Source organism: Dactylosporangium siamense (genome assembly GCF_016862795.1).
Lineage (GTDB): Bacteria > Actinomycetota > Actinomycetes > Mycobacteriales > Micromonosporaceae > Dactylosporangium > Dactylosporangium siamense.
Map to the genome: position 1 here is coordinate 21,524 of NZ_BONQ01000147.1, position 23,705 is coordinate 45,228.

22 protein-coding genes and 1 riboswitch are annotated in these 23,705 nt (G+C 74.8%); of the genes, 9 read left to right on the forward strand and 13 right to left on the reverse strand.

Annotation, left to right across the window (positions count from 1 at the left end):
* Window positions 1-2: 2 nt before the first annotated feature.
* The 6 genes from Dsi01nite_RS45350 to Dsi01nite_RS45375 all read right to left on the reverse strand — a co-directional run bounded on the left by Dsi01nite_RS45350 (window position 3) and on the right by Dsi01nite_RS45375 (window position 4,240).
* A complete protein-coding gene (locus tag Dsi01nite_RS45350) occupies window positions 3-653 on the reverse strand; it encodes a response regulator transcription factor (protein WP_203852662.1) in 651 nt (216 codons plus the stop codon).
* On the reverse strand, window positions 650-1,759 hold the full coding sequence (locus Dsi01nite_RS45355; protein ID WP_203852663.1) for a sensor histidine kinase: 1,110 nt from the start codon (window positions 1,757-1,759) through the stop codon (window positions 650-652). Before Dsi01nite_RS45355 ends, Dsi01nite_RS45350 begins: the two co-directional genes overlap by 4 nt.
* Window positions 1,756-2,253, reverse strand: coding sequence for a hypothetical protein (locus Dsi01nite_RS45360; RefSeq protein WP_203852664.1), 498 nt, complete (start codon window positions 2,251-2,253; stop codon window positions 1,756-1,758). Before Dsi01nite_RS45360 ends, Dsi01nite_RS45355 begins: the two co-directional genes overlap by 4 nt.
* Before the next feature lie 105 nt (window positions 2,254-2,358).
* Window positions 2,359-2,934, reverse strand: a complete 576-nt coding sequence (locus Dsi01nite_RS45365) for a COG1361 family protein (RefSeq protein ID WP_203852665.1) — start codon at window positions 2,932-2,934, stop codon at window positions 2,359-2,361.
* A gap of 149 nt (window positions 2,935-3,083) precedes the next feature.
* Window positions 3,084-3,950 (reverse strand): class I SAM-dependent methyltransferase, encoded by an 867-nt coding sequence (locus tag Dsi01nite_RS45370; protein WP_203852666.1) that lies wholly within the window; start codon window positions 3,948-3,950, stop codon window positions 3,084-3,086.
* The gene (locus tag Dsi01nite_RS45375; protein ID WP_203852667.1) at window positions 3,950-4,240 is read right to left on the reverse strand and encodes a hypothetical protein; all 291 of its coding nucleotides are present in this window, start codon (window positions 4,238-4,240) and stop codon (window positions 3,950-3,952) included. The genes Dsi01nite_RS45370 and Dsi01nite_RS45375 overlap by 1 nt, the downstream gene beginning before the upstream one ends.
* Window positions 4,241-4,296: 56 nt before the next feature.
* Here Dsi01nite_RS45375 and Dsi01nite_RS45380 point away from each other — a divergent pair, with 56 nt between their 5' ends.
* Window positions 4,297-4,941 (forward strand): TetR/AcrR family transcriptional regulator, encoded by a 645-nt coding sequence (locus tag Dsi01nite_RS45380; protein ID WP_203852668.1) that lies wholly within the window; start codon window positions 4,297-4,299, stop codon window positions 4,939-4,941.
* 86 nt (window positions 4,942-5,027) lie between these two features.
* Window positions 5,028-5,480 carry a hypothetical protein gene (locus Dsi01nite_RS45385; RefSeq protein ID WP_203852669.1) on the forward strand — a complete coding sequence of 151 codons (453 nt, stop codon included), beginning with the start codon at window positions 5,028-5,030 and terminating at the stop codon, window positions 5,478-5,480.
* Between the two features lie 44 nt (window positions 5,481-5,524).
* On the opposite strand, the gene Dsi01nite_RS45390 is transcribed toward Dsi01nite_RS45385, so the two are convergent.
* On the reverse strand, window positions 5,525-6,292 hold the full coding sequence (locus Dsi01nite_RS45390; protein ID WP_203852670.1) for a helix-turn-helix transcriptional regulator: 768 nt from the start codon (window positions 6,290-6,292) through the stop codon (window positions 5,525-5,527).
* 53 nt (window positions 6,293-6,345) lie between these two features.
* Between Dsi01nite_RS45390 and Dsi01nite_RS45395 the strand changes: the two genes are divergently transcribed.
* Together Dsi01nite_RS45395 and Dsi01nite_RS45400 are read left to right on the forward strand one after the other, a co-directional pair.
* Window positions 6,346-7,518 carry an MFS transporter gene (locus Dsi01nite_RS45395; protein WP_239136696.1) on the forward strand — a complete coding sequence of 391 codons (1,173 nt, stop codon included), beginning with the start codon at window positions 6,346-6,348 and terminating at the stop codon, window positions 7,516-7,518.
* A gap of 213 nt (window positions 7,519-7,731) precedes the next feature.
* Window positions 7,732-12,246, forward strand: coding sequence for an Hsp70 family protein (locus Dsi01nite_RS45400; protein WP_203852671.1), 4,515 nt, complete (start codon window positions 7,732-7,734; stop codon window positions 12,244-12,246).
* Between the two features lie 4 nt (window positions 12,247-12,250).
* Here Dsi01nite_RS45400 and cobM read toward each other — a convergent pair whose 3' ends face one another.
* The 5 genes from cobM to Dsi01nite_RS45420 are packed head-to-tail and all read right to left on the reverse strand — an operon-like array spanning window position 12,251 to window position 18,738.
* Window positions 12,251-12,994, reverse strand: coding sequence for a precorrin-4 C(11)-methyltransferase (cobM, locus tag Dsi01nite_RS45405; RefSeq protein ID WP_203852706.1), 744 nt, complete (start codon window positions 12,992-12,994; stop codon window positions 12,251-12,253).
* Complete coding sequence (gene cbiE, locus Dsi01nite_RS45410; protein WP_203852672.1) at window positions 12,991-14,721, reverse strand: precorrin-6y C5,15-methyltransferase (decarboxylating) subunit CbiE; 1,731 nt, start codon at window positions 14,719-14,721, stop codon at window positions 12,991-12,993. The genes cobM and cbiE overlap by 4 nt, the downstream gene beginning before the upstream one ends.
* Window positions 14,709-16,061: a cobyrinic acid a,c-diamide synthase CobB gene (locus Dsi01nite_RS45415; protein WP_239136698.1), complete on the reverse strand. Its 1,353-nt coding sequence runs from the start codon at window positions 16,059-16,061 to the stop codon at window positions 14,709-14,711. The genes cbiE and Dsi01nite_RS45415 overlap by 13 nt, the downstream gene beginning before the upstream one ends.
* Complete coding sequence (gene cobO / locus Dsi01nite_RS57870) at window positions 16,055-16,657, reverse strand: cob(I)yrinic acid a,c-diamide adenosyltransferase (RefSeq protein ID WP_239136700.1); 603 nt, start codon at window positions 16,655-16,657, stop codon at window positions 16,055-16,057. The genes Dsi01nite_RS45415 and cobO overlap by 7 nt, the downstream gene beginning before the upstream one ends.
* A 2-nt stretch (window positions 16,658-16,659) precedes the next feature.
* Window positions 16,660-18,738, reverse strand: a complete 2,079-nt coding sequence (locus tag Dsi01nite_RS45420; RefSeq protein WP_203852674.1) for a VWA domain-containing protein — start codon at window positions 18,736-18,738, stop codon at window positions 16,660-16,662.
* Window positions 18,739-18,770: 32 nt separating this feature from the next.
* Window positions 18,771-18,901: riboswitch (cobalamin riboswitch) on the reverse strand.
* A gap of 70 nt (window positions 18,902-18,971) precedes the next feature.
* Here Dsi01nite_RS45420 and Dsi01nite_RS45425 point away from each other — a divergent pair.
* The 3 genes from Dsi01nite_RS45425 to Dsi01nite_RS45435 all read left to right on the forward strand — a co-directional run bounded on the left by Dsi01nite_RS45425 (window position 18,972) and on the right by Dsi01nite_RS45435 (window position 21,093).
* Window positions 18,972-19,823, forward strand: coding sequence for a hypothetical protein (locus tag Dsi01nite_RS45425; RefSeq protein ID WP_203852675.1), 852 nt, complete (start codon window positions 18,972-18,974; stop codon window positions 19,821-19,823).
* Window positions 19,824-19,890: 67 nt separating this feature from the next.
* Complete coding sequence (locus Dsi01nite_RS45430) at window positions 19,891-20,676, forward strand: hypothetical protein (RefSeq protein WP_203852676.1); 786 nt, start codon at window positions 19,891-19,893, stop codon at window positions 20,674-20,676.
* Window positions 20,677-20,703: 27 nt separating this feature from the next.
* Window positions 20,704-21,093 carry a hypothetical protein gene (locus Dsi01nite_RS45435; protein WP_203852677.1) on the forward strand — a complete coding sequence of 130 codons (390 nt, stop codon included), beginning with the start codon at window positions 20,704-20,706 and terminating at the stop codon, window positions 21,091-21,093.
* Between the two features lie 24 nt (window positions 21,094-21,117).
* On the opposite strand, the gene Dsi01nite_RS45440 is transcribed toward Dsi01nite_RS45435, so the two are convergent.
* Window positions 21,118-21,855, reverse strand: coding sequence for a copper resistance CopC family protein (locus Dsi01nite_RS45440; RefSeq protein ID WP_203852678.1), 738 nt, complete (start codon window positions 21,853-21,855; stop codon window positions 21,118-21,120).
* An 86-nt stretch (window positions 21,856-21,941) separates the two neighbouring features.
* Here Dsi01nite_RS45440 and Dsi01nite_RS45445 point away from each other — a divergent pair, with 86 nt between their 5' ends.
* Window positions 21,942-22,415, forward strand: a complete 474-nt coding sequence (locus Dsi01nite_RS45445) for a hypothetical protein (RefSeq protein ID WP_203852679.1) — start codon at window positions 21,942-21,944, stop codon at window positions 22,413-22,415.
* Between the two features lie 5 nt (window positions 22,416-22,420).
* The gene (locus Dsi01nite_RS45450; RefSeq protein WP_239136702.1) at window positions 22,421-23,656 is read left to right on the forward strand and encodes a hypothetical protein; all 1,236 of its coding nucleotides are present in this window, start codon (window positions 22,421-22,423) and stop codon (window positions 23,654-23,656) included.
* Window positions 23,657-23,705: the final 49 nt, after the last annotated feature.

A 23,705-nucleotide genomic window follows, 5' to 3' on the forward strand; every position in this document is an offset into this window, starting at 1 on the left:
ACTCACCCGTCGACGAGGCGGTGCCGGTACGCATAGGCGACGGCCTGCGCCCGGTCCCGTACCCCCGTCTTCGCGAACACGTGGTTGATGTGCGTCTTCACGGTCGCGTCGGACACGTGCAGGCGACCCGCGATCTCGGTGTTGGACAGGCCTTCCGCGACGAGCCGCAGCACCTGCAGCTCCCGGTCGGTCAGCCCGTCCGGTGCCGGGCCCGCCGCGGCGGGCGCGTGCTGGGGCAGCAGCTCCAGCAGCCGCCGTTGCACCTGCGGCGCGAGGTCGGCCTCGCCGGAGGTGACCCGGCGCAGCGCCCGGACGACCTCGTCGGCGCTCGCGTCCTTGGTGAGGTAGCCACGCGCGCCGGACCGCAGCGCCGCCAGCATCTCGGTGTCCTCCGCGAAGGTGGTGAGCACGACCACCTGGGTCCGCGGGTGCAGCTCGCGGATCCGGGCGGTCGCCGTGACGCCGTCGCAGCGGGGCATGCGCAGGTCCATGAGCACCACGTCGGGGTCGTGCTCGGCGACCGCGGTCACCGCCTCGTCCCCGTCGGCGGCCACCGCCACCACGTCGATGCCGTCGACGAGCGACAGCATGAGTCGCATGCCGTCGCGGATGACCCGCTGGTCGTCGGCGACGACCACCCGCAGGAGCGTCATCGGGGAATCGTCAGCCACACCCGGAACCCGTCCTCGTGGGGGCCGGCGGTCAGGTCGCCGCCGAGCAGTTCGGCCCGCTCGCGCAGGCCGCTGAGACCGTAGCCCGCACCGGTGTCGGCGAGGGTGGGGCGGGCCGACGACCGGCCGTTGCGGATCTGCACCTCGATCGTGGCCTGGTGGAAGGTGAGGGCCGCCTCGATCGGTGCGCCCGGCGCGTGCTTGCGCACGTTGGTGAGGGCCTCGCGGACCGTGCGCTCGACCGCCAGCCCGGCCTCCGGCGAAAGGTGCCCGGGGTCGCCGGTGACCGTCAGCCGGGCGCCCGCGGTGTCGGCGAGGGCGCGGACCGCCTCGACGGCCGGCCGGGTGTCGCCCCGCAACGACGACACCGCCTGGCGGGTCTCGTCGAGGCCTTCGCGGGCGAACCGTTGCGCCTGATCCACCTGCTGCAGCACCGCCTCGGTGGGGGCGCCCTTGCGCAGCAGCAGCCGGGCGCTCTCCAGTCCGACGATCTGCGCCGACAGGGTGTGGGCGAGGATGTCGTGGATCTCGCGGGCGAGACGCTGCCGCTCGGCGAGCACCTCGGTGCGCGCCTCGGCCTCGCGGAGCGCCTGTTCGCTGGCGAGCAGCCGCTCGGCGGTCTCCGCCCGCTGCCGCGACCCGCCGATGCCGATGCCGAGCACCGCGAACCCGGCGCAGCCGGCCAGCAGCGGCAGCAGCGCGCCCGGGTTGCGCAGCTCGGCGATGGTCGCGCCGGTCGCGGCCGTCGCGACGGCGAACCCGACCGCGAGGGGCAGCGGCAGCGCGGCGAAGGCCAGGGCGATCGAGAGCCCGGCCGGGAACCAGCCCGGCGACGTCGGGTCGACCACGTAGAGCGCGTGCCCGCCCGCCGCCATCACCACCAGCGCGAGCAACATCCGGACGGGCCGGTCGGCACCGGCACGGCGGCTCGCGTACGCCCCGGCGAGCGCGACCGCGGCCAGCCCGGCGGCGAGCCAGCGCAGGTGGACGGGGACCGAGACGACCGCCGCCACCGTGTAGGCGACGGCGCCGACCGCCTGCCCGAGCGCGACACCGCGGCCGGGCAGGCGGTCCAGGGCACTGCTCATCCGACCCGTTCCAGCGGGGCCGCCGCCGGCGCCGCGTTCGGCAGCAGGCCGGTGGCGTTTGCCAGCAGCAGGTTCTGTACGCCCAGCGTCACCGCCACGTACACCATCGCCTCGCCGGCTCCTTCCGTCGCACCCAGGCGGGTCGCGAGGAGGAACAGTCCGACCCGGACCGCGATCGTCGCGACCCACAGCGCGCCGGTGCGCCAGTTTCCCTCACACCACGGACCGTCCTCGCCCCGCCAGACCCGCAGGGTGCGGAACCGCAGCGCCCCCATGACCCCGGCAAAGGCTATCCCCGCCGCGAAGAACCCGACAGTGGCCCCGGTGTGCAACCGGCCGATCATCGCGTGGTCGACCAGGAGCGACAACACCAGGAACCACACCGGCAGGATCACGAGCCCCCGCACGGTGACCTTGCGGCGCCGGACCTGCCGGCTGATCACGAACCCCGCGAACGCGACCGCCGCCGCCACCACGAGCACCTGCTGCACCATCACCGTCTCCGTTCGTTCGCCTGTGACAGCGACCGTACGGATCGGCGCACGTCCGGCGCGTCGGCGCGGAGTTTGATCGATGGCCTCAACCCCAGGGTGGAGACCTCAGGCCGGCGGGCCCACCTGGTAGGTGAGGGAGTAGGTGTTGTTGTTGACGTTGTACTCGGTGAAGTTGAACGCGTAGACGGAGAAGTTGGTGGTGTACGTGCCCGGCTCGAACGGGGCCAGGAACGGGAACGACACCAGCCGGGTCGAGTTGGTGGGGATGCCGTTGGTGTCGCAGACGATGCCGTTGCTCAGATAGCCGACGCACTTCCACGGCGGTCCCGGGCCGACGCCACCCTCGCCGCGCAGCGGCGGGCGTTCGACGGGAGAGGTCGGCAGGAAGGCCACGTACACCGAGTCCGCGGCGGGGCCGGGCGCCGGGTTGGGCACGGTGGTCGGGCTGGTGCGCCAGCCGGTGTTCGTCACCGCCACCGTGTAGTAGTGGATCGTGCCGGGCTGGACCGGGGTGGACGGGCTCGCCCAGGCGGTGATGGTGAGGTCCGCCCAGTACCGGACGCAGAGGCCGCCGGGGCACGGCGGGGCGGGTGCCGCCGCGGCCGGCGCGGCGGCGAGGGCGGAGCCGGCGAGGGTGATCCCGGCGGTGAGCAGGAGCCGAACCCAGCGTCCAGGTGACATGCGGCCCAAGGTAGATGTCGCGGTCGAGGCCCGCACCGCGGCTGCCAGGACCCGACAGAACGCTCCAGCCGGCCCACGGCGTCGGCGGGGACGCCGCCCAGTGCGACCGGGTCCTGAGCGTCGCCCTGGACGGCCTCCGCACCCGCTGATCACCCGGGGTTGCGGGCGGTCACCAGCCAGAGCGCCGACGGGATCCGGTAACCGGCCCCGGGGTCACGGAAGCGGGCGAGCAGTTTCCCGGCACCTGCTCGAGCCTCATGCTGCGCGGTTGGTACGGCCAGACGGTACGGCGCGCTCGCCGGGCCGAGCTCGATCAGCCATTCGGCGACGTCGTCGGGCTCGTCCGGCGCCTCCATCACCACGTCGTGCGGCTCGGTCGCGACGTCGGCGAAGCCGGCGGCGGTCAGCACCCGCGCGATCCGCCCCGGATCCGCGAGGGCGAACGGTCCGGGCTCGGCGCCGACCGGCAGCGGCGGCAGGGCGCCGAGATGCGGGGCGGCGCCGAGCATCGCCGCGGGAAGCCAGGCGTTGCCGGCGCGGAACACGGTCGCCGCGAACCGGCCGCCGGGCCGCAGCGACCGGCGGACCGCGGCGCAACCGGCGACCGGGTCGGCGAGCAGCATGAGCACCATCCGCGAGTAGGCGGCGTCGAACGGACCACCGGGCACCACGTCAAGGGTTTCGATGTCGGCGGCGAGGAACCGGAGCCCGGGGTGCCGCCCGGCGGGGAACCGTGACCGGGCGGCCTCGATCATCGCGGCCGACAGGTCGACGCCGACCGCACCGCCGCCCTCATCACTGCCTGCACCGCCGGCCTTGGTGGCGGCCGCCAGCTCGGCGGTGGTGCCGCCGCAGCCGCAGCCGACGTCCAGGACCCGCTCCCCCGGCCGCACGGCGAGGGACCGCAGCGCCACCTCGCCGAGGGGCCGGCCGCGCACGTCGTGCCGGTCGGCGTGCCGGATCCAGCCGGGCGCCGCCGCGGCCCAGAACGCTGCCACCGTCGCGGCGGCGTCCATCAGAAGGGCATCTCGTCGCCGACGACGGCGAACGAGCTGAACCCGGCCGCCTTCCCCGGGTCGAAGCCCTCCTCCTGCGCGGCGAGCCCGGCCGCCTTCATCAGCCGCTCCGACTGGAACCGGCGGAACGCGGCCTCGTCGATCCAGATGTTCAGCACGCGCCAACCGTCCTCGTACGGGCCCGACACGTGCGCCACCAGCCCCGGCGGCCGGTCGGGGCCGAGGTGCCGTTCGACCATGCGGTACTCGGTCTCGGACACGCCCGGCATCTGCTGCACCACTCCGTACACCGTGCACTCCTTTGAATAGAGTAAACCTCTATCGAATAGAACACTACGCTGACGGGATGGCTGTCAAGCGGCGGTACGACGCGTCGGGGCGGCAGCGGCAGGCGCGGCTGACGCGGGCGGCGATCCTGGACGCGGCCGGCCGGCTGTTCGTCCGGGACGGCTACGCCGCGACCCCGCTGACCGCCGTCGCCGCCGAGGCGGGCGTCGCGGTGCAGACCGTCTACGCGGTGTTCGGCACCAAACGACAGCTGCTGTCCGATCTCGTGGACCGGACCATCGCCGGCGACGACGACCCGGTCGCGCTGCCGGACCGGCAGTTCGTCGCCGACATCCAGGCGCTGCGGGACCCCCGCGCGAAGCTGGCCCGCTACGCCCGGCACCTGGCCGAGACCCACGCCCGGCAGGCCGAGGTGATGCTGGCCCTGGCCGGCGCCGCCACCGCCGACCCCGACGCCGCGGCGATCCTGGCCAAGAACGAGCACGAGCGCCGGCAGGGCATGTCCCGGTTCGCCGCCGAGCTCGTCGCCACCGGCGGCACCGACCCGGCCCTCACCGTCGACCAGGTCACCGACGTGCTGTGGCTGGCGATGGACTGGCACAACTACGACTGGCTCGTGCGGCGCCGCGGCTGGGCAGGAGTGGACTTCGAGCGCTGGTACGTGCGCACCACCGCCGCCGCGGTCCTGACCGCCGGGGACTGACCGCCGACGGGCATCCACCGTCTGTCCAATGTAGATGTCCGTTAGCCGACAACCACGAAACGGCCGCAGGCGCAAGGATTCCGCGTGTGAAAACACGAGCATTGCTCCCCATCGCCGTCGCGGCGGTCGCTCTCGCCGGCTGCTCCTCCGAGGATCCGGCCGACACCACCGCCGCGCCGGCGGGTGCCGCGACGTCCAGCGCCGCGCCGGCCGCGGGCACGTCGAGCGCGGCGGCACCGTCCAGCGCGGCCGCCACCGGCGGGGGCTGCCCCGTCGACGCGACCGCACTGCAGAAGGCGTTCCAGGCCAACGCCGAGGTCGCCGGGGCGATCATCCTCGGCAAGGGCTTCAAGGACATCAGCTGCTATCAGGGCTACGCGACGGCGCTGACCCAGCCGGAGGCCATGGACACCGCCGTGGTGGTGTTCAAGTACGACCCCGCGAAGAAGACGTGGGCGGCCCTCATCGGCGGCACCGACAACGTCTGCGAGAACACCGTCCCGGCGGCGATCCGGCCGAACCTCAAGCACTGCACCTGATTCCCACCGGCGGCGGCGCAGGTCCGGGGACTGCGCCGCCCCGCTCAGCCTCCCGGCGCCCCGCCGGCGCGCTCCCGGGCCTGGTAGACGCCCGGGGTCAGGCCCGTCGCGCGGCGGAACGTGTCGACGAAGGCGCTGGGGGTGCCGAAGCCGCAGCGGTGTGCCACGGCCGTCACCGGCAGCCCGCCGGCGAGGAGGATCATGGCCCGGTAGACCCGGACGTTGGTGCGCCACTGCGGGTAGGTCATGCCGAACTCGGCGCGGAACAGCCTGGCCAGGGTCCGCTCGCTCGCACCGGCGAGGCGGGCCAGCGACGGCAGGGTCTGCGGCTCGTCGAGCCGGTCGGCGGCCAGCCGGCACGCGGCGGCGAGGCGGCCGTCCCGCGCGGTGGGCAGCGCCACCGGCTCCTGCGGGGCGCGGCGCAGCCGGTCGCGGATCACCGCCCGCAGCCGCAGCTCCTCGTCGCGGGGCAGGGCCGGGTCCGTGCCGGCGACGAGCAGCTCCCGCAGCAGGGCGCCGACGGCCACGACGGTCGGCGCGTCGGCCGGCAGCGGCGGGTCCGCGGGCGGGAACCCGATGGTGTGGAACGCGCTCGCGCCGTGGAAGCGGTGCTCGTGCCAGCAGCCCGCGGGGATCCACACGGCCCGGTCAGCGGCGGCGACCCAGCCGCCGGCCTCGGTCTGCACGGCGATGACGCCGCGGCTGACGTAGACCAGCTGATGCTGGTCGTGCCGGTGCCGGTCGATGAACGCACCGGAGCCGTGCTCGGTCACCTTCGTCGGTGCGAGCGGCATGTGGCGGATTTTCGACATTGATCGGCAGGATACCGGAAGTCCGCACGGCCGATCACTGCGATCTTGGAGGGGTGAGCACCGCTGAACTGATGACCGACCCCTCGACGCACCGCGAGCCGTCCCCGTGGCGGCGGATGCGGGTGTGGGCGACCGCGCACGCCGTCGACGACTTCTACCAGGGCCTGGTGCCCGCCGCGGTGCCGTACTTCGTCCTCGACCGCCACTACGGCTACGTCGGCGCCGCGGGCCTGGCCATGGCCGCCGCGCTGGGCAGTTCGCTGCCGCAGCTCGTGTTCGGGGTCATCGCCGACCGCCGCCGCCTGCCGTGGATGTCCCCGGTGGGGGTGGCCCTCGCCGGCACGGGCGCCGGCCTCGCCGGGGTCGCCCCGACCTATCCCCTGGTCTGGGCCCTGCTGCTGCTGTCGGGGCTCGGGGTGGCGATGTTCCACCCCGCCGCCGGGCGGGACGCGCGCCTGGCCGCCGGGTCGAGCGCCACCGCGATGAGCTACTTCGCGGCCGGTGGCAGCGTCGGGTTCTTCGTCGCGCCGGCCCTCGCCACGCCGGCGCTGGACGCGTGGGGGGTCGGCGCGACCGCGCTGTTCATCCCACCGGCCGTGCTCATGGGCTTCGTCCTGCTGCGCCACCAGCGCCGCGTCACCGGCCGCGCGGCCGCGCGGACCGCCGCACCCGGCCGGGACCGGCCCGCCATGTTCGCCGTGCTGACCGGGGTCGAGATCGTCCGGTCCGCGGTCTCGTTCGGCGTGAACACGTTCGTGGCGCTGTACTGGATCGACACGCTCGGCGCGTCCACCACCCTCGGCGGCGCCGCCCTCGCCCTGCAGCTCGGCGGCGGCGTGCTGGGCACCCTCGCCGGCGGCCGGATCGCCGACCGGATCGGCCTGGTGCGCACCGTCCGGATCGGCAACCTCCTGCTCGGCCCGGCGATCGCGGCGATGCTGCTGTGCCCTGACCGGCACCTCGCGCTGCCCCTGGTCCTGCTCGTCGGCCTGGTCACGAACATCCCGTTCGCGGTGCTGGTGAAGCTCGGCCAGGACTACCTGCCGAGCCGCCCCGGCACCGCCGCCGGGGTCACCCTCGGGCTGGCGGTCAGCGCGGGCGGGCTCGGCATGCCGCTGCTCGGCCTCGTCGCCGAGCACCACGGCCCGCGCGGCGCGTTCATCGCCCTCGCGATCGTCCCGGTCGTCGCCGTCGCCCTTTCCACCGCCCTGCGCGAACCCGCGTAGGTACACCGTCGCCCTGAGCGATCCCGCGTAGGGAACGGTCACCGGGTAGCGCAGTCCGTCGACCTCGACGACGCGGGTGCCGTGCCTGGCCAGACTCATCGGTCTCCTACCGCCCGGCCGGCCACGACGACGACGGCCCGGCCCCACCGCGGCGCATCGACGGTGGTGCGGTCCTGCCATAGAGTTGGCCCGGCGGACGGGAGGGTGCTCATCATGCCGATCGGCGACTGGTTGCCCGGAGGTCAGCGACGGTTGCGCAAGGCGGTGGACGGGCTCGACCAGGAGTTCACCGCCGGTGGGGACCGGGCGGCGCGGGCCTACCGCGACGCGGTCCGGCTCGCCCTCGCGGCCGACCCGGCACTGGCCCGCACACTGGTGCGCACCTATGACGAGCGGGTGCCCGCCGGGCGCTACCCGTTCCACGCCGCCGATGAGGCATGGCTGCTGGAGCAGGCCGCCGGTGACGACGCCGACGCGCCGGCCGTGGTGTTCGAGTTGGCGACCCGGGCGGCGCTGCCGGCACCGCAGCTCGCCGCCCGCGACCGGCTGGCCGCGCTGCTCGGCCCGGCCGGCGACGCCGACGCCCTCGTCGGGCAGCTGCGGCGCTGGCGGGACGCGGCCGTGCTCGACGCCGGTGTCCTGACCACCGTGCTGCGGGCGCACCTGGGCCGGGCCTCGCTCGACCGGGCGTCCGCGGTCTGGGGGGCGTTCTTCGACGACCTGCCCGAGCGCCTGCTGCCGGAGCTGTTCGAGGTGCACCGGTTCCTCGGCCGCGGCGCCGACGCGGTGCGGCTCGCCGACTCGCCGGGCGCGCAACACCGCGCGATCGCCTGCTGCCTGGGCTCGCCGCGCCAGGAGGACGTGCGGGCCGGCATCGGGCTGGCCCGCCGGGTCGAGCCGGCCGCGGTGGCCGGGCTCACCGGCCGGCTCGGCGAGCTGCTGCTCGCCGGCGGCGACGTCGAGGGCGCCCTGGCCGCGTTCGAGGCGGCCGGCCGCGCCGACCTGGCCAGCGAATGCCTGGAGCGGCTCGGCCGGTTCGCTGAGGCGCTCGATGGCTGCCCGGACGACCGACCCGACCGGCTGGACCGGCTCGCCGGGCGGTGCCTGCCCGACGTCGACGCCCTGGTCGAGCGGGGCGAGTTCGCCCCGGCCGCACGGCTGGTGCGCAGCCTCATCACGCACCTGCACCGGGCGCGGGGCGACGTGGCTGTGCGGCTGGCCGAGGTCGAGGGCGTGCGGGCCGCGGTCGTGGCCGCCGGGCGGCAGCACCACCGGCTGGCGGCCGAGCGCGGCGCTGCGGACGGGGCCGGCGGGGACGGCGACCTCGACGGCTACGCGCGCTGGAGCCGGTTCGAGGAGGAGGCCGGCGAGCCCGCCGAGGCCGCGCTGCGCGCCGAGCAGGCCGGCGACCTGTACCGGGCACACCGGCTGTTCCGCCAGGCGGAGCGCTTCGGCGACGCCGACCGGGTGCTGCGCGGCGACGTCAGCGACACCGGGCTGGCCGCCCGGGCCGAGGCCCGGCAGGCCGGCGGGGACCTGATCGGCGCGGCCCGGCTGTATCAGCAGGAGCAGCAGTGGGAACGGGCCGCCGAGCTGTTCGAGCGGGCCGGCGACTTCGCGTCGGCGGCCGCCTGCCTGGTCGCCCAGCGCGGCGACGACGCCGTCGAGGACCCCCGGCTCGGCCAGTGGCTGCGCCGCGCCGGCGCGGTCGACGAGCTGGCCCGCCGCTGCCTGCGGGTGGTGTCCGGCCGCTCGGCCGGCAACCCGGCGGGCATCCGGGCCACCGACGAGCTGCGGCTGTTGCAGCGCGACCCGGCGCTCTCGCCCGACCTGCAGGCCGAGGTCGTGGCGGCGGTGGAGCGGCTCGGCGGGCACGGCCGGCGGGCCTTCGACGAGCGGGCGCAGGCATGGGTGGCGCAGGCGCGGTTCGAGATCGACCAGCGCTTCGCCGGCATCTGGGCGATGGACCTCGGCACCACCACCTGCGCGGCCGCGATCTACGACACCCGGACCGGGCGGGCGGTGCTGTGCCCGTGGAAGGGCCGCCCGCAGTTCCCGTCGACGCTGAGCCTCGACCGGGAGGGCAACGAGCTCATCGGGCTCGCCGGCGAGGAGGTGTTCGCCGGCTGGCTGGTCGGGCACGTCAGCGCGGCCAAGCGCCGGATGGGTTCGCGGACCACGTATCGGGTCCGGGGCCGCACCTACCGGCCCGAGGAGGTCGCCGCCCGGCTGATCAAGCACGGGCGTGGGCTGGTGGAGACGTATCTCGCCGAGCGGGTGCGCGAACGCGTCGGCGAGCTCGCCCGGGCCGAGCTCGGCGAGCTCGACGAGGAGTGGCTCAACTGGGCCGAGCGCCACCACGACCTCCGCCTGGAGCGGTCGCGGGTGCTCCTGACGATCCCGGCGTATTTCCTCAACAACCAGAAGCACGCGACCCGCGACGCCTGCCGCATCGCCGGGCTGGAGCTCGTGCGGTTGATCCACGAGCCGACGGCGGCGTGCATGACCGCGGCCCGGGAGCGCCGGCTGACCGGCCGGATCGTGGTGGTCGACCTCGGCGCCGGCACGCTCGACGTGAGCTTCCTCGACGTCGGCGACGGGGTGTACGAGGTCCAGCAGGTCGTCGGCGACAACGCCTACGGCGGCAAGGACTTCGACGCGGAGGTCACCACCGCACTGGCGGGCCGGCTCGCGGCGCAGGGCATCGACGTGCCGGAGAGCGGCACCGCCCGGCGGCGGCTGGAGGTGGCGGCCGAATACCTCAAGGTCAACCTGTCGGCGCAGCAGCACGCCGACTACCCGCTGCGCGAGCTGGTCGCCGGGCAGGACGCCCGGGTCGAGCTCAGCCGCGCGGAGCTGGGGCAGATCCTGGCCGGGCCGCTGGCGGCGCTGCGGGACACCTGCACCCAGTTCAAGGCGTCGCTGCCGGAGGCCCCGCAGCACCTGGTCCTCGTCGGCGGCCCGATGCTGTCGCCGCTCGTGCAGCAGGTCGTCGAGGGCGTGTTCGGGCTGACCCGCACGCCGGTGCCGGACCCGCGCACCGCGGTGGCCACCGGCGCGGCCCTGCAGGCGGCGGTGCTCGACGGCAAGCTGTCGGAGGTGCTGCTGCTCGACGTCACGCCGCTGGCGCTGGGCCTGCGGGTGCGCGACAACGACGACGAGAAGCCGGTGTTCTCCGAGCTGATCGCCCGCAACACCACGATCCCGACCCAGCAGCGCAACGTCTACACCACGCACGAGGACCAGCAGACCGCGGTCGACATCGAGATCTACAACGGCAGCCTCGACCAGGCGGCGAAGATCGGCCAGTTCCGGCTCGGCGACATCACGCCGGCGCCGCGTGGGGTGCCGCAGATCGAGGTGACGTTCTCGATCGACGCCAGCTGTGTCCTGGAGGTCACCGCGCAGGACCTGGGCACCGGGCGCTCCCGCTCGATCCGGATCAGCGACACCACCGTGCTGTCCCCGGCCGAGATCGACGACATGGCCCGCCGCCAGCAGCGCCAGGACGACCTCCAGGGGCTCCGCGCCGACCTGACCGAGCTGGTCGCGGAGGCACGCTCCGACGACGCCGAAGGGGCCTGGCAGGAGCTCCGCACCCGCATCGACGGATACCGGCCGCCGGCGACCCCGCCCGACCCGGCCACCGTGCGGATCCTCAACGCCGTCCTCGCCGACGGCGGCGACGCCGGCCGGCAGGTGCGGCTGCTCGTCGCCCCGCTGCGCGACCTGGCCGGGCTGGCCGAGGAGTTCCTGCGCCGCGACAACGGCGCCGACCCCGGCCAGGCGCTGACCGAGGGCCGGCACCTGGCCCGGGAGCTGCGCGGGCAGCTGGAGCGGCTGCGGGCGCTGCTGGACCGCATCGCGACGTGGAACGCCACCCTGGTGCGGGTGGCGACGGCCGAGCCCGATCCGCGGCAGCGGTTCCGGCACCGGCACGACACGGGCGACCACGCGGCGGCGCTGGCGGCGTTCGACGAGCTGGGCGAGCCGCCGGCGGATGCCGCGGACGCGCGCCGACTGCTGGCCTGCCTCGCCGCCGTCCATGACGCCGACCGCTATCGCCGGGTGCTGACCGGGCACGCGGCCCTCCTGGGCATCGAGGTGGCCACCGGCCCGCCGGAGCTCGCCGCGCTGGTGCTCCGGGCGCTCGTCGAGGTCGCCGTCACGCACCCGGGTGGTGAGGTCACCCGCCGGCGCGGCTTCGTCCTCGGCGACGGCACCGTGGTCACGAACCGGCTCTGGCTGGGCTCGGCGACCGCCGAGCAGATCACCGCCGGCGGGGCACCGGTCGAGCGGCTCGTCGTGCCGGAGCCGGCCGCGGTCGATGTGGCGCTGCTGCGGGTGCCGGCGCCCGGCAAGGGCCTCGCCCACGGGCACCCCGGCAAGGGCCTCGCCCTCGGGCACCCCGGCCTGGTCCGGGTCGGCGACCAGGTCTTCGCGCCGTCCGCGGGGTCCGGTGCGTCCCTTGTGGACGGTCTGGTGGACCGGCTGGAGTCGTTCCCGGAGCAGGGTCTGCGCCTGTTCCGGATCGGGCTGCAGCTGCCGGCGTCGGCGAGCGGCGGCCCGCTGGTGAACGACCTCGGCGAGGTCATCGGGGTCCTGACGATCGGCGGGCCGTCCGCCGGCACGACCTACGCGCTGACCATCGACTCCCTGCCCGACCTGGACGGGCCCGACCTGGACAGGCCCGGCACGGACAGGCCCGGCACGGACAGGCCCGGCTGACGCGTCAGGACCGGGGCCGGGTCGTGGAGTACAGGTGGCTGTCGGGGAACTCCTCGGCGGTGAGCACCCGGCCGACGACGATGACCGCGGTCCGCAGGATGCCGGCCTCCCGCACCTGCGCGGCGATGTCGGACAGGGTGCCCCGCAGGATCACCTCGTCGGGGCGGCTGGCCCGGGCGACGACCGCGACCGGGCAGTCCTCGCCGTACCACGGGATGAGCTCCTCGACCACGACGGCGATGCGCTGCACGGCGAGGTGCAGCACGATCGTGGCGCGGCTGGCGGCCAAGGTGGACAGTTCCTCGCCGGGCGGCATCGGGGTGGCCCGGGCCGCGGTGCGCGTCAGGATGAGCGTCTGCCCGACCCCGGGGACCGTCAGCTCCCGGCCGAGCGAGGCGGCCGCGGCGGCGAACGCGGGCACGCCCGGCACGATCTCGTAGGGGACGTCCGCGGCGTCGAGCCGGCGCAGCTGCTCGGCCATCGCGCTGAACACCGACGGGTCGCCGGAGTGCAGCCGGGCCACGTCGAGCCCGGCGGCGTGCGCGGCCGTCAGCTCGGCGAGGATCTGGTCGAGGTCGAGGTTCGCGGTGTCCACGAGCCGCGCCCCGGGCGGGCACACGTCGAGGAGCTCGACCGGCACGAGGCTGCCCGCGTACAGGCAGACCGGCGTGCGGGCGAGCACGTCACGGCCCCGCACCGTGATGAGGTCCGCGGCACCGGGTCCGGCCCCGATGAAGTACACCGTCATTTCCACGCCGCCTTTCTGACCAGCCACTGCGTCACCGGCATCATCGGCCGCCAGGCGAGGAACCCGCCGACGGGTGCGGCACGCTGGACCGCGATCCGGGTCAGTTCGCCGCCGTGCGTCGCGTGCAGGTCGGCGACGAGCCGCTCCGACTCGACGGTGACCGCGTTGACGACGAGCCGTCCGCCGGGGCGCAGCGCCGACCAGCAGCGCTCGAACACCCCTGCCGCGGTGAAGCCGCCGCCGATGAAGATGGCATCGGGCTCTTGCAGGCCGTCGAGGGCGCCGGGCGCCGCACCGACCACAGTGGACAGCTGCGGCACGCCGAGCGCGCGGGCGTTGGCGACGACCCGCTCCGCGCGGACCGGGTCGCGTTCGACGGCGACGGCACGGCAGGACCGGTGCGCGCGCAGCCACTCGATCGCGATGCTGCCGGAGCCGGCGCCGACGTCCCACAGCAGCTCGCCGGGGCGCGGGCCAAGCGCGGCGAGGGTGACGGCCCGGATCTCGTGCTTGGTCAGCTGGCCGTCGGAGGTGTACGACCCGTCGGCGAGCCCGGGCACCACCTGGATCCCGCCGCCGCCGCGGCAGTCCACGGCGACGACGTTCAGCGGACCGGCCGCGTCGACGTCGTGGTGGATCCGCTCGTCCGGCCCGCCCAGCGACTCCAGGACGGTGACCTCGCTCGCGCCGAAACCCGTGTCGTGCAGGATCTCCGCCACCTGCGCGGGGGTGCCGGCACCGGCGCTGAGGACGAGGACCCGGCGCCGGTCGTGCAGGACGCGGCGCAGTGCGTCGACGGACCGGCCGACGGCGCTGACCACCTCGACGTCGTCGAGGGCCCAGCCGAGCCGCGCGCACGCCAGGGACACCGCCGACGGGTGCGGCACGACGTGCACGTGCCGCGCGCCGAGCAGCCGCCCGAGCGTGGTGCCGATGCCGTAGTACATGGGGTCCCCGCTGGCGAGGACGACGACCCGCTCGTCGTGGTGCGCCGCCAGGAGCCGCGGCAGCGCCGGCACCAGCGGCGACGGCCACGAAACCGATGTCGCGCCGGTGGCCCCGCCCGCCACGAGGTCGAGCTGCCGTTCGCTGCCGAACAGCACGGTGGCCCCGGCGATCGCGGCACGCCCGGCCGGCGACAGGTCTTCGAGGCCTCCCGCCCCGATCCCGACGACGGTCACGGCGGGCGCGACCGCCGCCACGGCCACGGTGGCGACCGCGGAGGCCCGCTTGGCGACCAGCAGCACCGCCGGCCCTCCCACGGCCGCCGCAGGCCCTCCCACCGCCCGCGCAGGCCCTCCCACCGCCCGCGCCGGCCCTCCCACGGCCGGCGCGGGCCCTCCCACGGCCGGCGCGGGCCCTCCCACGGCCGGCGCGGGCCCGTCGGGCGCGGTGAACACCGTCCGGACGGACGGGTAGGCGCGGGCCGCGAGCAGGGCGGCGGCCTCCGCGACGCTCGGTGTGCCGGTGTGCGCGGCCACGATCGCGGACGGGTTGGGCACGTCGACCCGGGCGAGCACCTCGGCGGGCGCGGTGGTGACCGTCCAGCCGTGCGCGGCCGCCACCTCCGTCGCGAGATCCAGCCTGGTGTCCACGGTGGACAGCACGTAATCGGTTTCGGGCAGGTCGGCCAGGAGGGCTTCGGCTCCGGGGAGGTCGGCCAGGAGGGCTTCGACGTCGGCGGCGGTCGCGGTGGACCGGGCGCCGAACCCGATCACGCAGCGCATGCGGTGACCAGCCGGTGCGCCAGCTCGGGCGCGCCGGCCCAGTGCAGGTGCAGGTAGGACGCGTGCACCGACCCGGCCGTGAACCCCTCCCGCACGGTGCCGGCCTCGCCCCGCCACGCCCACGCCGGGGTGGCACCGGCCGGCGGCGTGACCGCGGTGCGGTGGAACTCGTGACCGCTGACCCTGGTCCCGGCGGCCGCGAGGACGCTGTCACCGAAGGCGACGGCATCGCGGTAGCCGAGGGTCAGCTTCGGCGTCATGCCCGCGTCGACGGGCAGCACGCCGCACATCGGCCTGCCGTCCAGCGATCGGGCCAGCCACAGCAGCCCCGCGCACTCCGCCGCGACCGGGCCACCGCGGGCGGCGAGGGCGGCGACGGCTTCGCGCAGGGGGGTGTTGTCGGAGAGCTGCTGGGCGTACACCTCCGGGAAGCCGCCACCCACGACCAGCCCGCGCGTGCCGGGCGGCAGCGACTCGTCCCGTAACGGGTCCACTATGGACACCTCGGCGCCGGCGGCGGTGAGCAGCTCGACGGTCTCGGCGTAGCTGAAGGAGAACGCGGGACCACCGGCGACCGCGACGAGCGGCCGGCCGGCGACGGGTTCGCCGGCGGTCACCAGGGCCGGCGACCACGGCGCCGCGGCGAACGCGGGCGCGGCGCGGGCGACGGCGAGGACCGCGTCGAGGTCGACGCCGGCGGTCACCACGGCGGCGAGCGCCCGCACCGACTCCGTGGCCTCCGCGTGCCGCTCGACGACGGGGACGAGCCCGAGATGCCGGGACGGCGCGGCGACCGCGTCGTGCCGGCGCAGCACCCCGAGCACCGGGGTGCCGACCTCGGCGCACGCGTCGCGGAGGATCTGCTCGTGCCGGTCGGAGCCGACCCGGTTGAGCACGACGCCGGCGATGCGGACGCCGGAGCCGAACGAGCGGAAGCCGTGCACGACCGCGGCGATCGAGCGGGCCTGCGCGGTGGCGTCCACGACCAGGAGGACGGGTGCGTCGAGGAGCTTCGCGACGTGCGCGGTCGAGCCGAACTCCCCCGCGCCGGTGCGCCCGTCGAACAGGCCCATGACCCCTTCGACCACGGCGATGTCGGCGCCGGCGGACCCGTGCGCGAACAGCGGCCCGATGCGCTCCTCGCCGACGAGGACGGGGTCGAGGTTACGACCGGGCCGGCCGGCGGCGAGGGCGTGGTAGCCGGGGTCGATGTAGTCGGGCCCGACCTTGAACGGCGCCACCCGCAGCCCGCGCCCCGCGAACGCCGCGAGGAGCCCGGTCGCCACGGTCGTCTTGCCGTGGCCGGAGGCGGGTGCCGCGATGACGATCCTCGCTACCACTCGATGCCCTGCTGCCCCTTGCGGCCCGCGTCCATCGGGTGCTTGACCTTCGTCATGTCGGTGACGAGGTCCGCGAGCTCGATCAGGTCGGGGTGCGCGTCCCGGCCGGTGATGACGACGTGCTGGTTGCCGGGCCGGTCGCGCAGCGTGGCGACGACGTCGGCGACGTCGACCCAGCCCCATTTCATCGGATACGTGAACTCGTCGAGCACGTAGAACCGGTGTGCCTCGGCGGCCAGGTCGCGCTTGATCTGCTCCCAGCCCTCGGCGGCCTCGCTGGCGTGGTCGCGTTCGGTGCCGGGGCGCTGGATCCAGGACCAGCCCTCGCCCATCTTCTGCCACACGACGGGGCCGCCCTTACCGGTCTCGCCGAGTGCCTTGAGCGCGGTCTCCTCGCCGACCTTCCACTTCGGGCTCTTCACGAACTGATACACGGCGATGGGCCAGCCGGCGCTCCACGCGCGCAGCGCCATCCCGAACGCGGCCGTCGACTTGCCCTTGCCCTGTCCGGTGTGGACGGCCAGGACGTGCTGGCGGCGGCGCTGGCGGGTGGTGAGCCCGTCGTCGGGCACGCTCTCGACCTTGCCCTGCGGCATGTTCAGCTCCCCACGACAGACACGGCGGACAGTGCCGACAGCGGGACGCAGTCGGCGGACAGGGCGCGGGCGAGGCGCTGGGCGAGGCCGAGGCGCACGGGTCCGGACTCGCAGTCCACGACGACGGCGGGCACTCCGGCCAGCGCGGGCGCGACGGTCAGCGGGTCGGGGCCGCTGGTGGCCCGGCCGTCGGTGACGACGACGAGCAGCGGGCGGCGGCGGGCGTCGCGGCGCCGCTCGCCGTGCAGGGTGCGGGCGGCCTGCCGCAGCCCGGCGGCGAGGGGGGTGCGGCCGCCGGTGCGCAGCTCGGCCAGGCGCAGGACGCCGACCTCGTGGCTGGCGGTCGGCTCCAGGACGCTGGTCGCCTCCGCACCCCGGAAGGTGATCATGCCGACCTTGTCCCGGCGCTGGTACGCGTCGCGCAGCAACGACAGCACAGCCGTCTTGACGACCGTCATGCGCTGCCGGGCGGCCATCGACCCGGACGCGTCGACGACGAACAGCACCAGGTTGGCCTCCCGGCCCACCTTGACCGCCTCGCGGAGGTCCTGGGCGTGCACGGCGCGGGAGCCGCGCAGCGCCGCGGCCCGCACGCTGTCGGGCAGGTGCAGGCTGACGAGCTTGCCGCCGCTGGGCTGCCGCGACCGCACCACGCGCCCGTGCCGCCCGTGCGCGGGTGAGCGCCGGCCGGCGTGGGCGCCCTGCTGCCGGTTGGCCCGGCCACCGATCTTCAGGAGCCGGGTCTTGTACGGCGCCTGCGCGAACGCCAACTCCCCGGCCGGCTGCGTGGCCGGGCCGGCGTTGCCGTCGTCACCTGGCGCTGCATCGCTTGAATCCGAAATTTCGGATGTGTCCGCGTTGCGGCCGGGCGAGGTTGGTGGGGACGTGCCGGGACCAGCCGACGCAGGTGGGGGCGCGCCGCCACCACTTTCCGCATCATGCGACTCGTTGGACAAGTCGGAAACATCCGGTGCGGTGGGATCGGAACCGGCGGAAGGATCGGAAGGCGGCGGATCCCCTCCATCCGGGCCGTCGTCAGGACCACCATCGGTGTCGTCGTCGGGGCCGTCGAGCTCCTGGTCCAGGATCTCCTCGAGGCGTTCCTGGTCCGCGCCCGGCGGGTCGAGGGGATCGCGGCGGCGCCGGTGCGGCAGCGCGAGGCGGGCCGCGTCGCGCAGGTCGTCCTTCGTCACCACGGTCCGGCCGTGCCAGGCGGCGAGGGCGACCGCGGTGCGGGCCACGACGATGTCGGCGCGCAGGCCGTCGACCCGGTAGGCCAGGCAGATCCGCGCGATGCGGTCCAGCTGCCGGTCCGGCAGCGACACCCCGGGCAGCGCCTGGCGGGCCACGGCGATCCGGGCCGCGAGTGCCGCGTCCTCCTCGGCGAACCGAGCCGCGAACCCCGAAGGGTCGTTCTCGTACGCCAGGCGCCGCCGCACCACCTCGGCCCGGGGCGCCGGCGTCGACGGCGACGCGACCCCGACGACCAGCCCGAACCGGTCGACGAGCTGCGGGCGCGGCTCGCCCTCCTCCGGGTTCATGGTGCCGACGAGCAGGAAGCGGGCCGCGTGCTTGACCGAGACCCCGTCGCGCTCGACGTGGGCACGGCCCATCGCGGCGGCGTCGAGGAGCAGGTCGACGAGGTGGTCGGGCAGGAGGTTGACCTCGTCGACGTAGAGCACGCCGCGGTGCGCGGCGGCGAGCAGGCCGGGCTCGTAGGCCTTGACCCCGTCGCCGAGGGCCCGCTGCAGGTCGAGGGTGCCGACGACCCGGTCCTCGGTCGCCCCGACGGGCAGCTCGACCAGGGCCGAGCGACGCCGGACCAGACCAAAATCAGGAGCGTGCGGGCCGTCCGGGCAGGACGGGTCGGGCGCGGCGGGGTCGCAGGCGAAGCGGCAGCCGGCGACGACGTCGACCTCGGGCAGCAGCGTGGCGAGGCCCCGCACGACGGTCGACTTGGCGGTGCCCTTCTCACCCCGGACGAGGACCCCGCCGATCGCCGGTGACACGGCGGTGAGCAGCAGGGCGAGGCGCAGGTCGGGCAGGCCGACCACGGCCGAGAACGGGTACGGCGACGTCACGGGCACATTCCCTTCGGCGGGTCCGCGCCCGCTGGGTCGTCAAGCGAGCGGCTGGAGTCTCTGACTCCCGGATGCACCCGGCTGGTGGCGCCCGGTCACAGTGGCGGGACCGTCCCAGACTCGCACTGGGTTCCTCCCTATGACCGCTCGGGGTTCATCGTGTCCCACGGCTCCCAGTGACGTCAACGTGACCCAAATCCTTCGGGCCGGGTCCGCGCCGCCGAACAGTTGACGTGATCCGGAGCGTGGCGCACGCGGTCCTGTGCGTCGTGCTGACCATGGGGTTCCTGGTCGCGGCCGGGCATCGGCGCCTGCCGCCGCCCGCACCGGAGACGTCGGTGGCGCCGCCCGGCACCCGGGCCATGTGGCTGTGGGAGCGCGCCGCTCCGGAGTCGGTCGTCGACTGGGCGGTCGCCAACTCGGTCACGACGATCTTCGCGTACTACGATCCACGGGCCGACGTCACGGACCTGACCCGGCTGCGCGCGCTGTGTGACGACGCGGGGATCGCCCTGGACGCGCTCGGCGGCGAGCCGGCCTGGACCACGGACCACGGCGCCGCCCTGGCCTGGGCCCGCGCCGCCGCCGCGACGGGGCTGTTCCGGGGCCTGCACGTCGACGTCGAGCCCTATCTGCTGCCGTCCTGGGAAAAGCAACAGGCAGCGTTGGTACCGATGCTGCTGCGGCTCCTGGACGAGCTGGTGCTGATCGGGCCGCCGGTCGAGATGGACGTGCCGTTCTGGCTGCCGACGGTGCAGGTCGGCGGGGAGAACCTGGCCGACGCCGTCCTCGCACGGGTCGACGGCGTCACGGTGATGAGCTACCGCAACACCGCCACCGGCGGCAACTCCATGCTCGGCGTCGCCGAGGACCTGCTGCGACGGGCGGGGAAGGCGGCCAAACCGGCCCGGCTCGGCGCGGAGACGCAGGCGCTCGGTGACTGCGCGTACTGCACGTTTCACGGCGGCAGCGGCAGCGCCATGCGGGCCACCCTGAGCGCGGTCGACAGCGCCGCCCAGCGCTATGCCGCGTTCGAGGGAATCGCGGTGCACCAGTACGACACCTGGATGGCGCTCGGCGGCTAGCTCAAGCCCACGCCGGACCGGCCGATCTGGCAGACATCACCAGTCCCGACAGAGAAGGACCTCTCCGATGCGCCGTTCAGCCTCCATCGCCATCGCCTGTGCCGCCGGCGCGGCAGCCATCCTGCCCGCCGCGTCCCCGGCCAGCGCCGCGACCCCCGCCTTCGGCCTGACGGTCCCGCTGCTCGCGCCGATGATCCTGGGCCAGCAGGGGTGGGTGAGCACCCTGTGGGGCGCGGCCGGCGACGTCTGCAACGTCAAGCTCACCGCGTCGGGCCCCGGTGTCACGGTGAACTACCCGACGAACACGAAGACCTACTCGTCGCTGTCGAAGGGCGACACGCTCGCGGCCGGAAGCCTCGACTACGCCGCGTTCAACATCAGCGTCACCACGAACACGCTGGTCTCGCTCACGCCGATCACGCTGAACTACTCCTACACCGAGAAGACCGCCGGCGCGACGACCTGCACCGGCACGGCCCGCACCGGCAGCTCGACCGCGACCCTGCCGGTCATCCTGGTCACCGGTGACGCCGTCACGCAGAAGACCTCCACGGTGACCGTGCCGAAGAAGACGCCGGTCTGGAGCCAGCTGGTGTTCCAGGCGCGCAAGGCCGGCGTCGACGACCTGAAGATCACCGTCACCGGCGGTCCCGCCGGCCTGGGCGTGAGCTACCCCGCCGACCGGGCGTACACGCAGCTCAACGACGCCGCCGGGCTGCCCGTCGGGGCCGACGACTACGCGTCGGTGAAGTTCGACGCCACGAACGTCGCCGCCGGCACCTACACGCTCACCGTCAAGCAGACCTACGGCACCACCACCGACACCAACCCGCTCACGCTCGTCGTCGTCTAGAGGCCGACGCCGCAGGAAGGCATCGTCATGATCCGCTCCAGAACGCTGCTCGCGCTCGCCGCACTCGCCGTCACGGCCGGCCTGGCCGGCTGCGGCGACGAGCCGGCGAACACCCGGGCGAAGATCGCCGCCCCGTCCGTGGCAACCGGGGCCAGCCCCTCCGCCAGCGCGTCGTTGACACCCGAACGGTTGGAGACGATCTACGTGGACACCACGGCGGCGCACCTGTGCGCGGTGCAGTCGCGGGTCTACACCGACCCGGGCGCGATGGCCGACGCGTACGCGAGCAAGCCCATCTACGCCGGGCTGACCGACGTGCAGGTCGAGCAGTACCAGCAGCGGATCATCAGCGACCACGAGTTCGCCAGCCGGCTCACCCAGCAGATCCAGCAGACCTGCGGGACCGCCACGAAGTGACATCCGGCCGCGCCGGCCGTCCTCCTACCGGAGGGCGGCCTTGCGGCGTTTCCGCTCCGGCTGGATCGGCGCCCGGCGGGCGGCGAGCCAGACCATCACCGCGACGCCGGCGATGAGCAGCCCCGGAATCAGCCAGTCGGTGAGCACGAACGGCGTCGCCGGGGCGGGCGGCGGCAGCGCCTGCTGCGGGCCGGCGGTGGGCGCGGCCTGCGTCGCCAGTGGCGCACCCTCCTTGTTGAGCGCCCTGGTCAGCGCCTCCGGCGGCCCGCCGGTCGGCGCGGTCCAGCCCGCCGGCGCGGGCGTCACCGAGCCGCTGTAGGTGAACCGCAGCTGCCCCTTCACCGCCTCGCCGTCGGAGGCGACCGACTGGTAGGCGACGGTGTAGAGCCCCTGCTCCGGCCAGTGCGACACCGGGACGATCGCCGGGAAGCCGGCGTTGTACGACCTGGGCTCGAACTTCCCGTCGACCATGAAGTACTCCTGGACGGGCTTGTCGAGCCGCTTCGGCTCACCGCCCCGCCAGCCACCCTCGACCCGCAGCCCGGACGGGGCCGTCACGGTGAACCAGGCGAACGACGCCGGCTGCTCCGTGAAGTAGAGCGCCACGTCGGCGCGGGGTTTGTCGACGGTGCTGTCCTGCACCGGGTCGGACATGGCGAGCTGCCCATGGGCCCACGCGGGCGCCGCCGGCAGCACCAAACCGAGCGCGGCGACGATCGTCAGCACCGCGAATCTGACCATAGTGGCGCGGACCGATCGCATCGGCACATGATGCCGGGTTCCCCCATGAGCGACAAGACGCTAAATTCACAGCCCTGACGAACCCCCGCCGCCCGGGAGCCCCTTTCGTGCCTGCCGCCCGCTCCACCGTCGCCGCCGCCTGCCTGCTCGCGTTCCTGACCGCCGGCTGCGACTCGCCCGCCGCCGCGCCCACCAGCGCCCCGACGACCAGCGCCGCCCCGGCGGACTCCCCGGCGGACTCCCCGGCGGCCTCCTCGTCGGCCTCCGCGTCGCCGACGGCGGGGCCGACCTCGGTGCCGCCCTCCCCCGTCCCGGCCTTCGACAAGGAGGTCGTGGTCAGCGTCGCGAAACGCAAGGTCACCCCGCCGACCGGCCGGGTCGAGGTCACCAAGGGCAGCCTGGTGCGCATCACCGTCACCTCGGACGTCGCCGACGAGCTGCACGTGCACGGCTACGACAAGACCCTGGCGCTGCCGGCCGGGACCCCCGCCTCGATCGACCTGCGGGTCGACAAGACCGGGCTGTTCGAGGTGGAGACGCACTCGTCGCACCTGGTCCTCTTCCAGCTCGTGGTCCGTTGAACCCCGTGACCCCGGTCCTGGCGCACGGCGTCGGCGGCCGCCAGGACCTGCCGCTCACCCTCGGCCAGCTGCTCGTCGGGGCCGCCGCCGCCCTGATCGTGTCCTTCCTCGTGCTCGGCGTCGCGTGGCGCGCCCCACGGCTCGACCCGGCGGCGGGCCGCCCGGTGCGTGCGATTGCCGTGCCGGCCGTCGTACCACGGCTGCTTGGCATCGTGCTTCTGGCGGTGCTGGCGTGGACGTTCACGCTGCCCGACACCACCGAGAACCCGGCCGCCGGGATCGTGTACGTGCTGTTCTGGGTCGGCCTGGTCCCGCTGTCACTGCTGCTCGGCCCGGTCTGGCGGGCGCTGAACCCGCTGCGGACCCTGTCGCTGGGCTTCAAGGCCCGCCGCGAGCTGCCCGCCGGTCTCGGCTACTGGCCCGCGGCGGCCGGGCTGTTCGCGTTCGCCTGGCTGGAGCTCGTCGCCCCGGACCGGGCCACCCTGCCGGTCCTGGGCACCTGGCTCGCCGTCTACGCCGTGGCGATGCTCGCCGGCGGCTTCGTCTACGGCCCCGACTGGTTCACCCGCGGCGACGCGTTCGAGGTGCTCAGCGACCTGGTCGGCCGGCTCTCCCCGATCGGCCGCCGCCCCGACGGCACCCGCGTCCTGCGCAACCCCCTCGACGGGATCGCCGGCCTGCGCCCCGCGCCCGGCCTGGTCGCCGTCGTCGTCATCCTGCTCGGCGCCACCTTCTACGACGCGATGTCCGGCGCACTGTTCTGGCTGCGCTTCACCCAGGAGAACGGCCTGCCCGCCCCCGTCACCGGCACCCTCGGCCTGCTCGGCGTGGTGGGTGCGGTGGCGCTCGCCTACACCGTGGCGACCCGGGCGGCCGGCCGGCGCGGCCACACGTCGGCCGAGCGCACCCCGGGCGAGCTGGCCCACTCGATCGTGCCGATCGTCGTCGGCTACGTCGTGGCGCACTACTACTCGCTGTTCGTCCTGGAGGGCCAGCGCACGGTCGCGCTGCTGCTCGACCACCCCGACTTCGACCCGTGGACCGGCGTCATCACCCCGACGGGCGTCGCCAACGTCCAGATCACCGCCATCATCCTCGGCCACCTGGTCGGCACGGTCCTCGCCCATGACCGGGCGCTGAAACTCTTCCCCCGCGCCCAGGCCATGACCGGCCAGGTGCCGCTGCTGGGGCTGATGGTCGCCTACACGGTCGCCGGCCTGGTCCTGCTCTTCACCGGCTGAAACGCCTGCTGAAACGCCCGCTGGAAAAGCTTGGTAGAGCGGCGCGAGG

Bases quoted from the DNA above. Each gene is read 5' to 3' on its own strand.
- Dsi01nite_RS45370 (WP_203852666.1), bottom strand. From the start codon at position 3,950: ATGGACGCCGCCGCGACGGTGGCAGCGTTCTGGGCCGCGGCGGCGCCC.
- Dsi01nite_RS45435 (WP_203852677.1), top strand. From the start codon at position 20,704: ATGATCCGCTCCAGAACGCTGCTCGCGCTCGCCGCACTCGCCGTCACG.
- Dsi01nite_RS45440 (WP_203852678.1), bottom strand. From the start codon at position 21,855: ATGCGATCGGTCCGCGCCACTATGGTCAGATTCGCGGTGCTGACGATC.
- Dsi01nite_RS45365 (WP_203852665.1), bottom strand. From the start codon at position 2,934: ATGTCACCTGGACGCTGGGTTCGGCTCCTGCTCACCGCCGGGATCACC.
- Dsi01nite_RS45355 (WP_203852663.1), bottom strand. From the start codon at position 1,759: ATGAGCAGTGCCCTGGACCGCCTGCCCGGCCGCGGTGTCGCGCTCGGG.
- Dsi01nite_RS45350 (WP_203852662.1), bottom strand. From the start codon at position 653: ATGACGCTCCTGCGGGTGGTCGTCGCCGACGACCAGCGGGTCATCCGC.
- Dsi01nite_RS45400 (WP_203852671.1), top strand. From the start codon at position 7,732: ATGCCGATCGGCGACTGGTTGCCCGGAGGTCAGCGACGGTTGCGCAAG.
- cobM (WP_203852706.1), bottom strand. From the start codon at position 12,994: ATGACGGTGTACTTCATCGGGGCCGGACCCGGTGCCGCGGACCTCATC.
- cobO (WP_239136700.1), bottom strand. From the start codon at position 16,657: ATGCCGCAGGGCAAGGTCGAGAGCGTGCCCGACGACGGGCTCACCACC.
- Dsi01nite_RS45430 (WP_203852676.1), top strand. From the start codon at position 19,891: ATGCGCCGTTCAGCCTCCATCGCCATCGCCTGTGCCGCCGGCGCGGCA.
- Dsi01nite_RS45360 (WP_203852664.1), bottom strand. From the start codon at position 2,253: ATGGTGCAGCAGGTGCTCGTGGTGGCGGCGGCGGTCGCGTTCGCGGGG.
- Dsi01nite_RS45390 (WP_203852670.1), bottom strand. From the start codon at position 6,292: ATGTCGAAAATCCGCCACATGCCGCTCGCACCGACGAAGGTGACCGAG.
- cbiE (WP_203852672.1), bottom strand. From the start codon at position 14,721: ATGCGCTGCGTGATCGGGTTCGGCGCCCGGTCCACCGCGACCGCCGCC.
- Dsi01nite_RS45380 (WP_203852668.1), top strand. From the start codon at position 4,297: ATGGCTGTCAAGCGGCGGTACGACGCGTCGGGGCGGCAGCGGCAGGCG.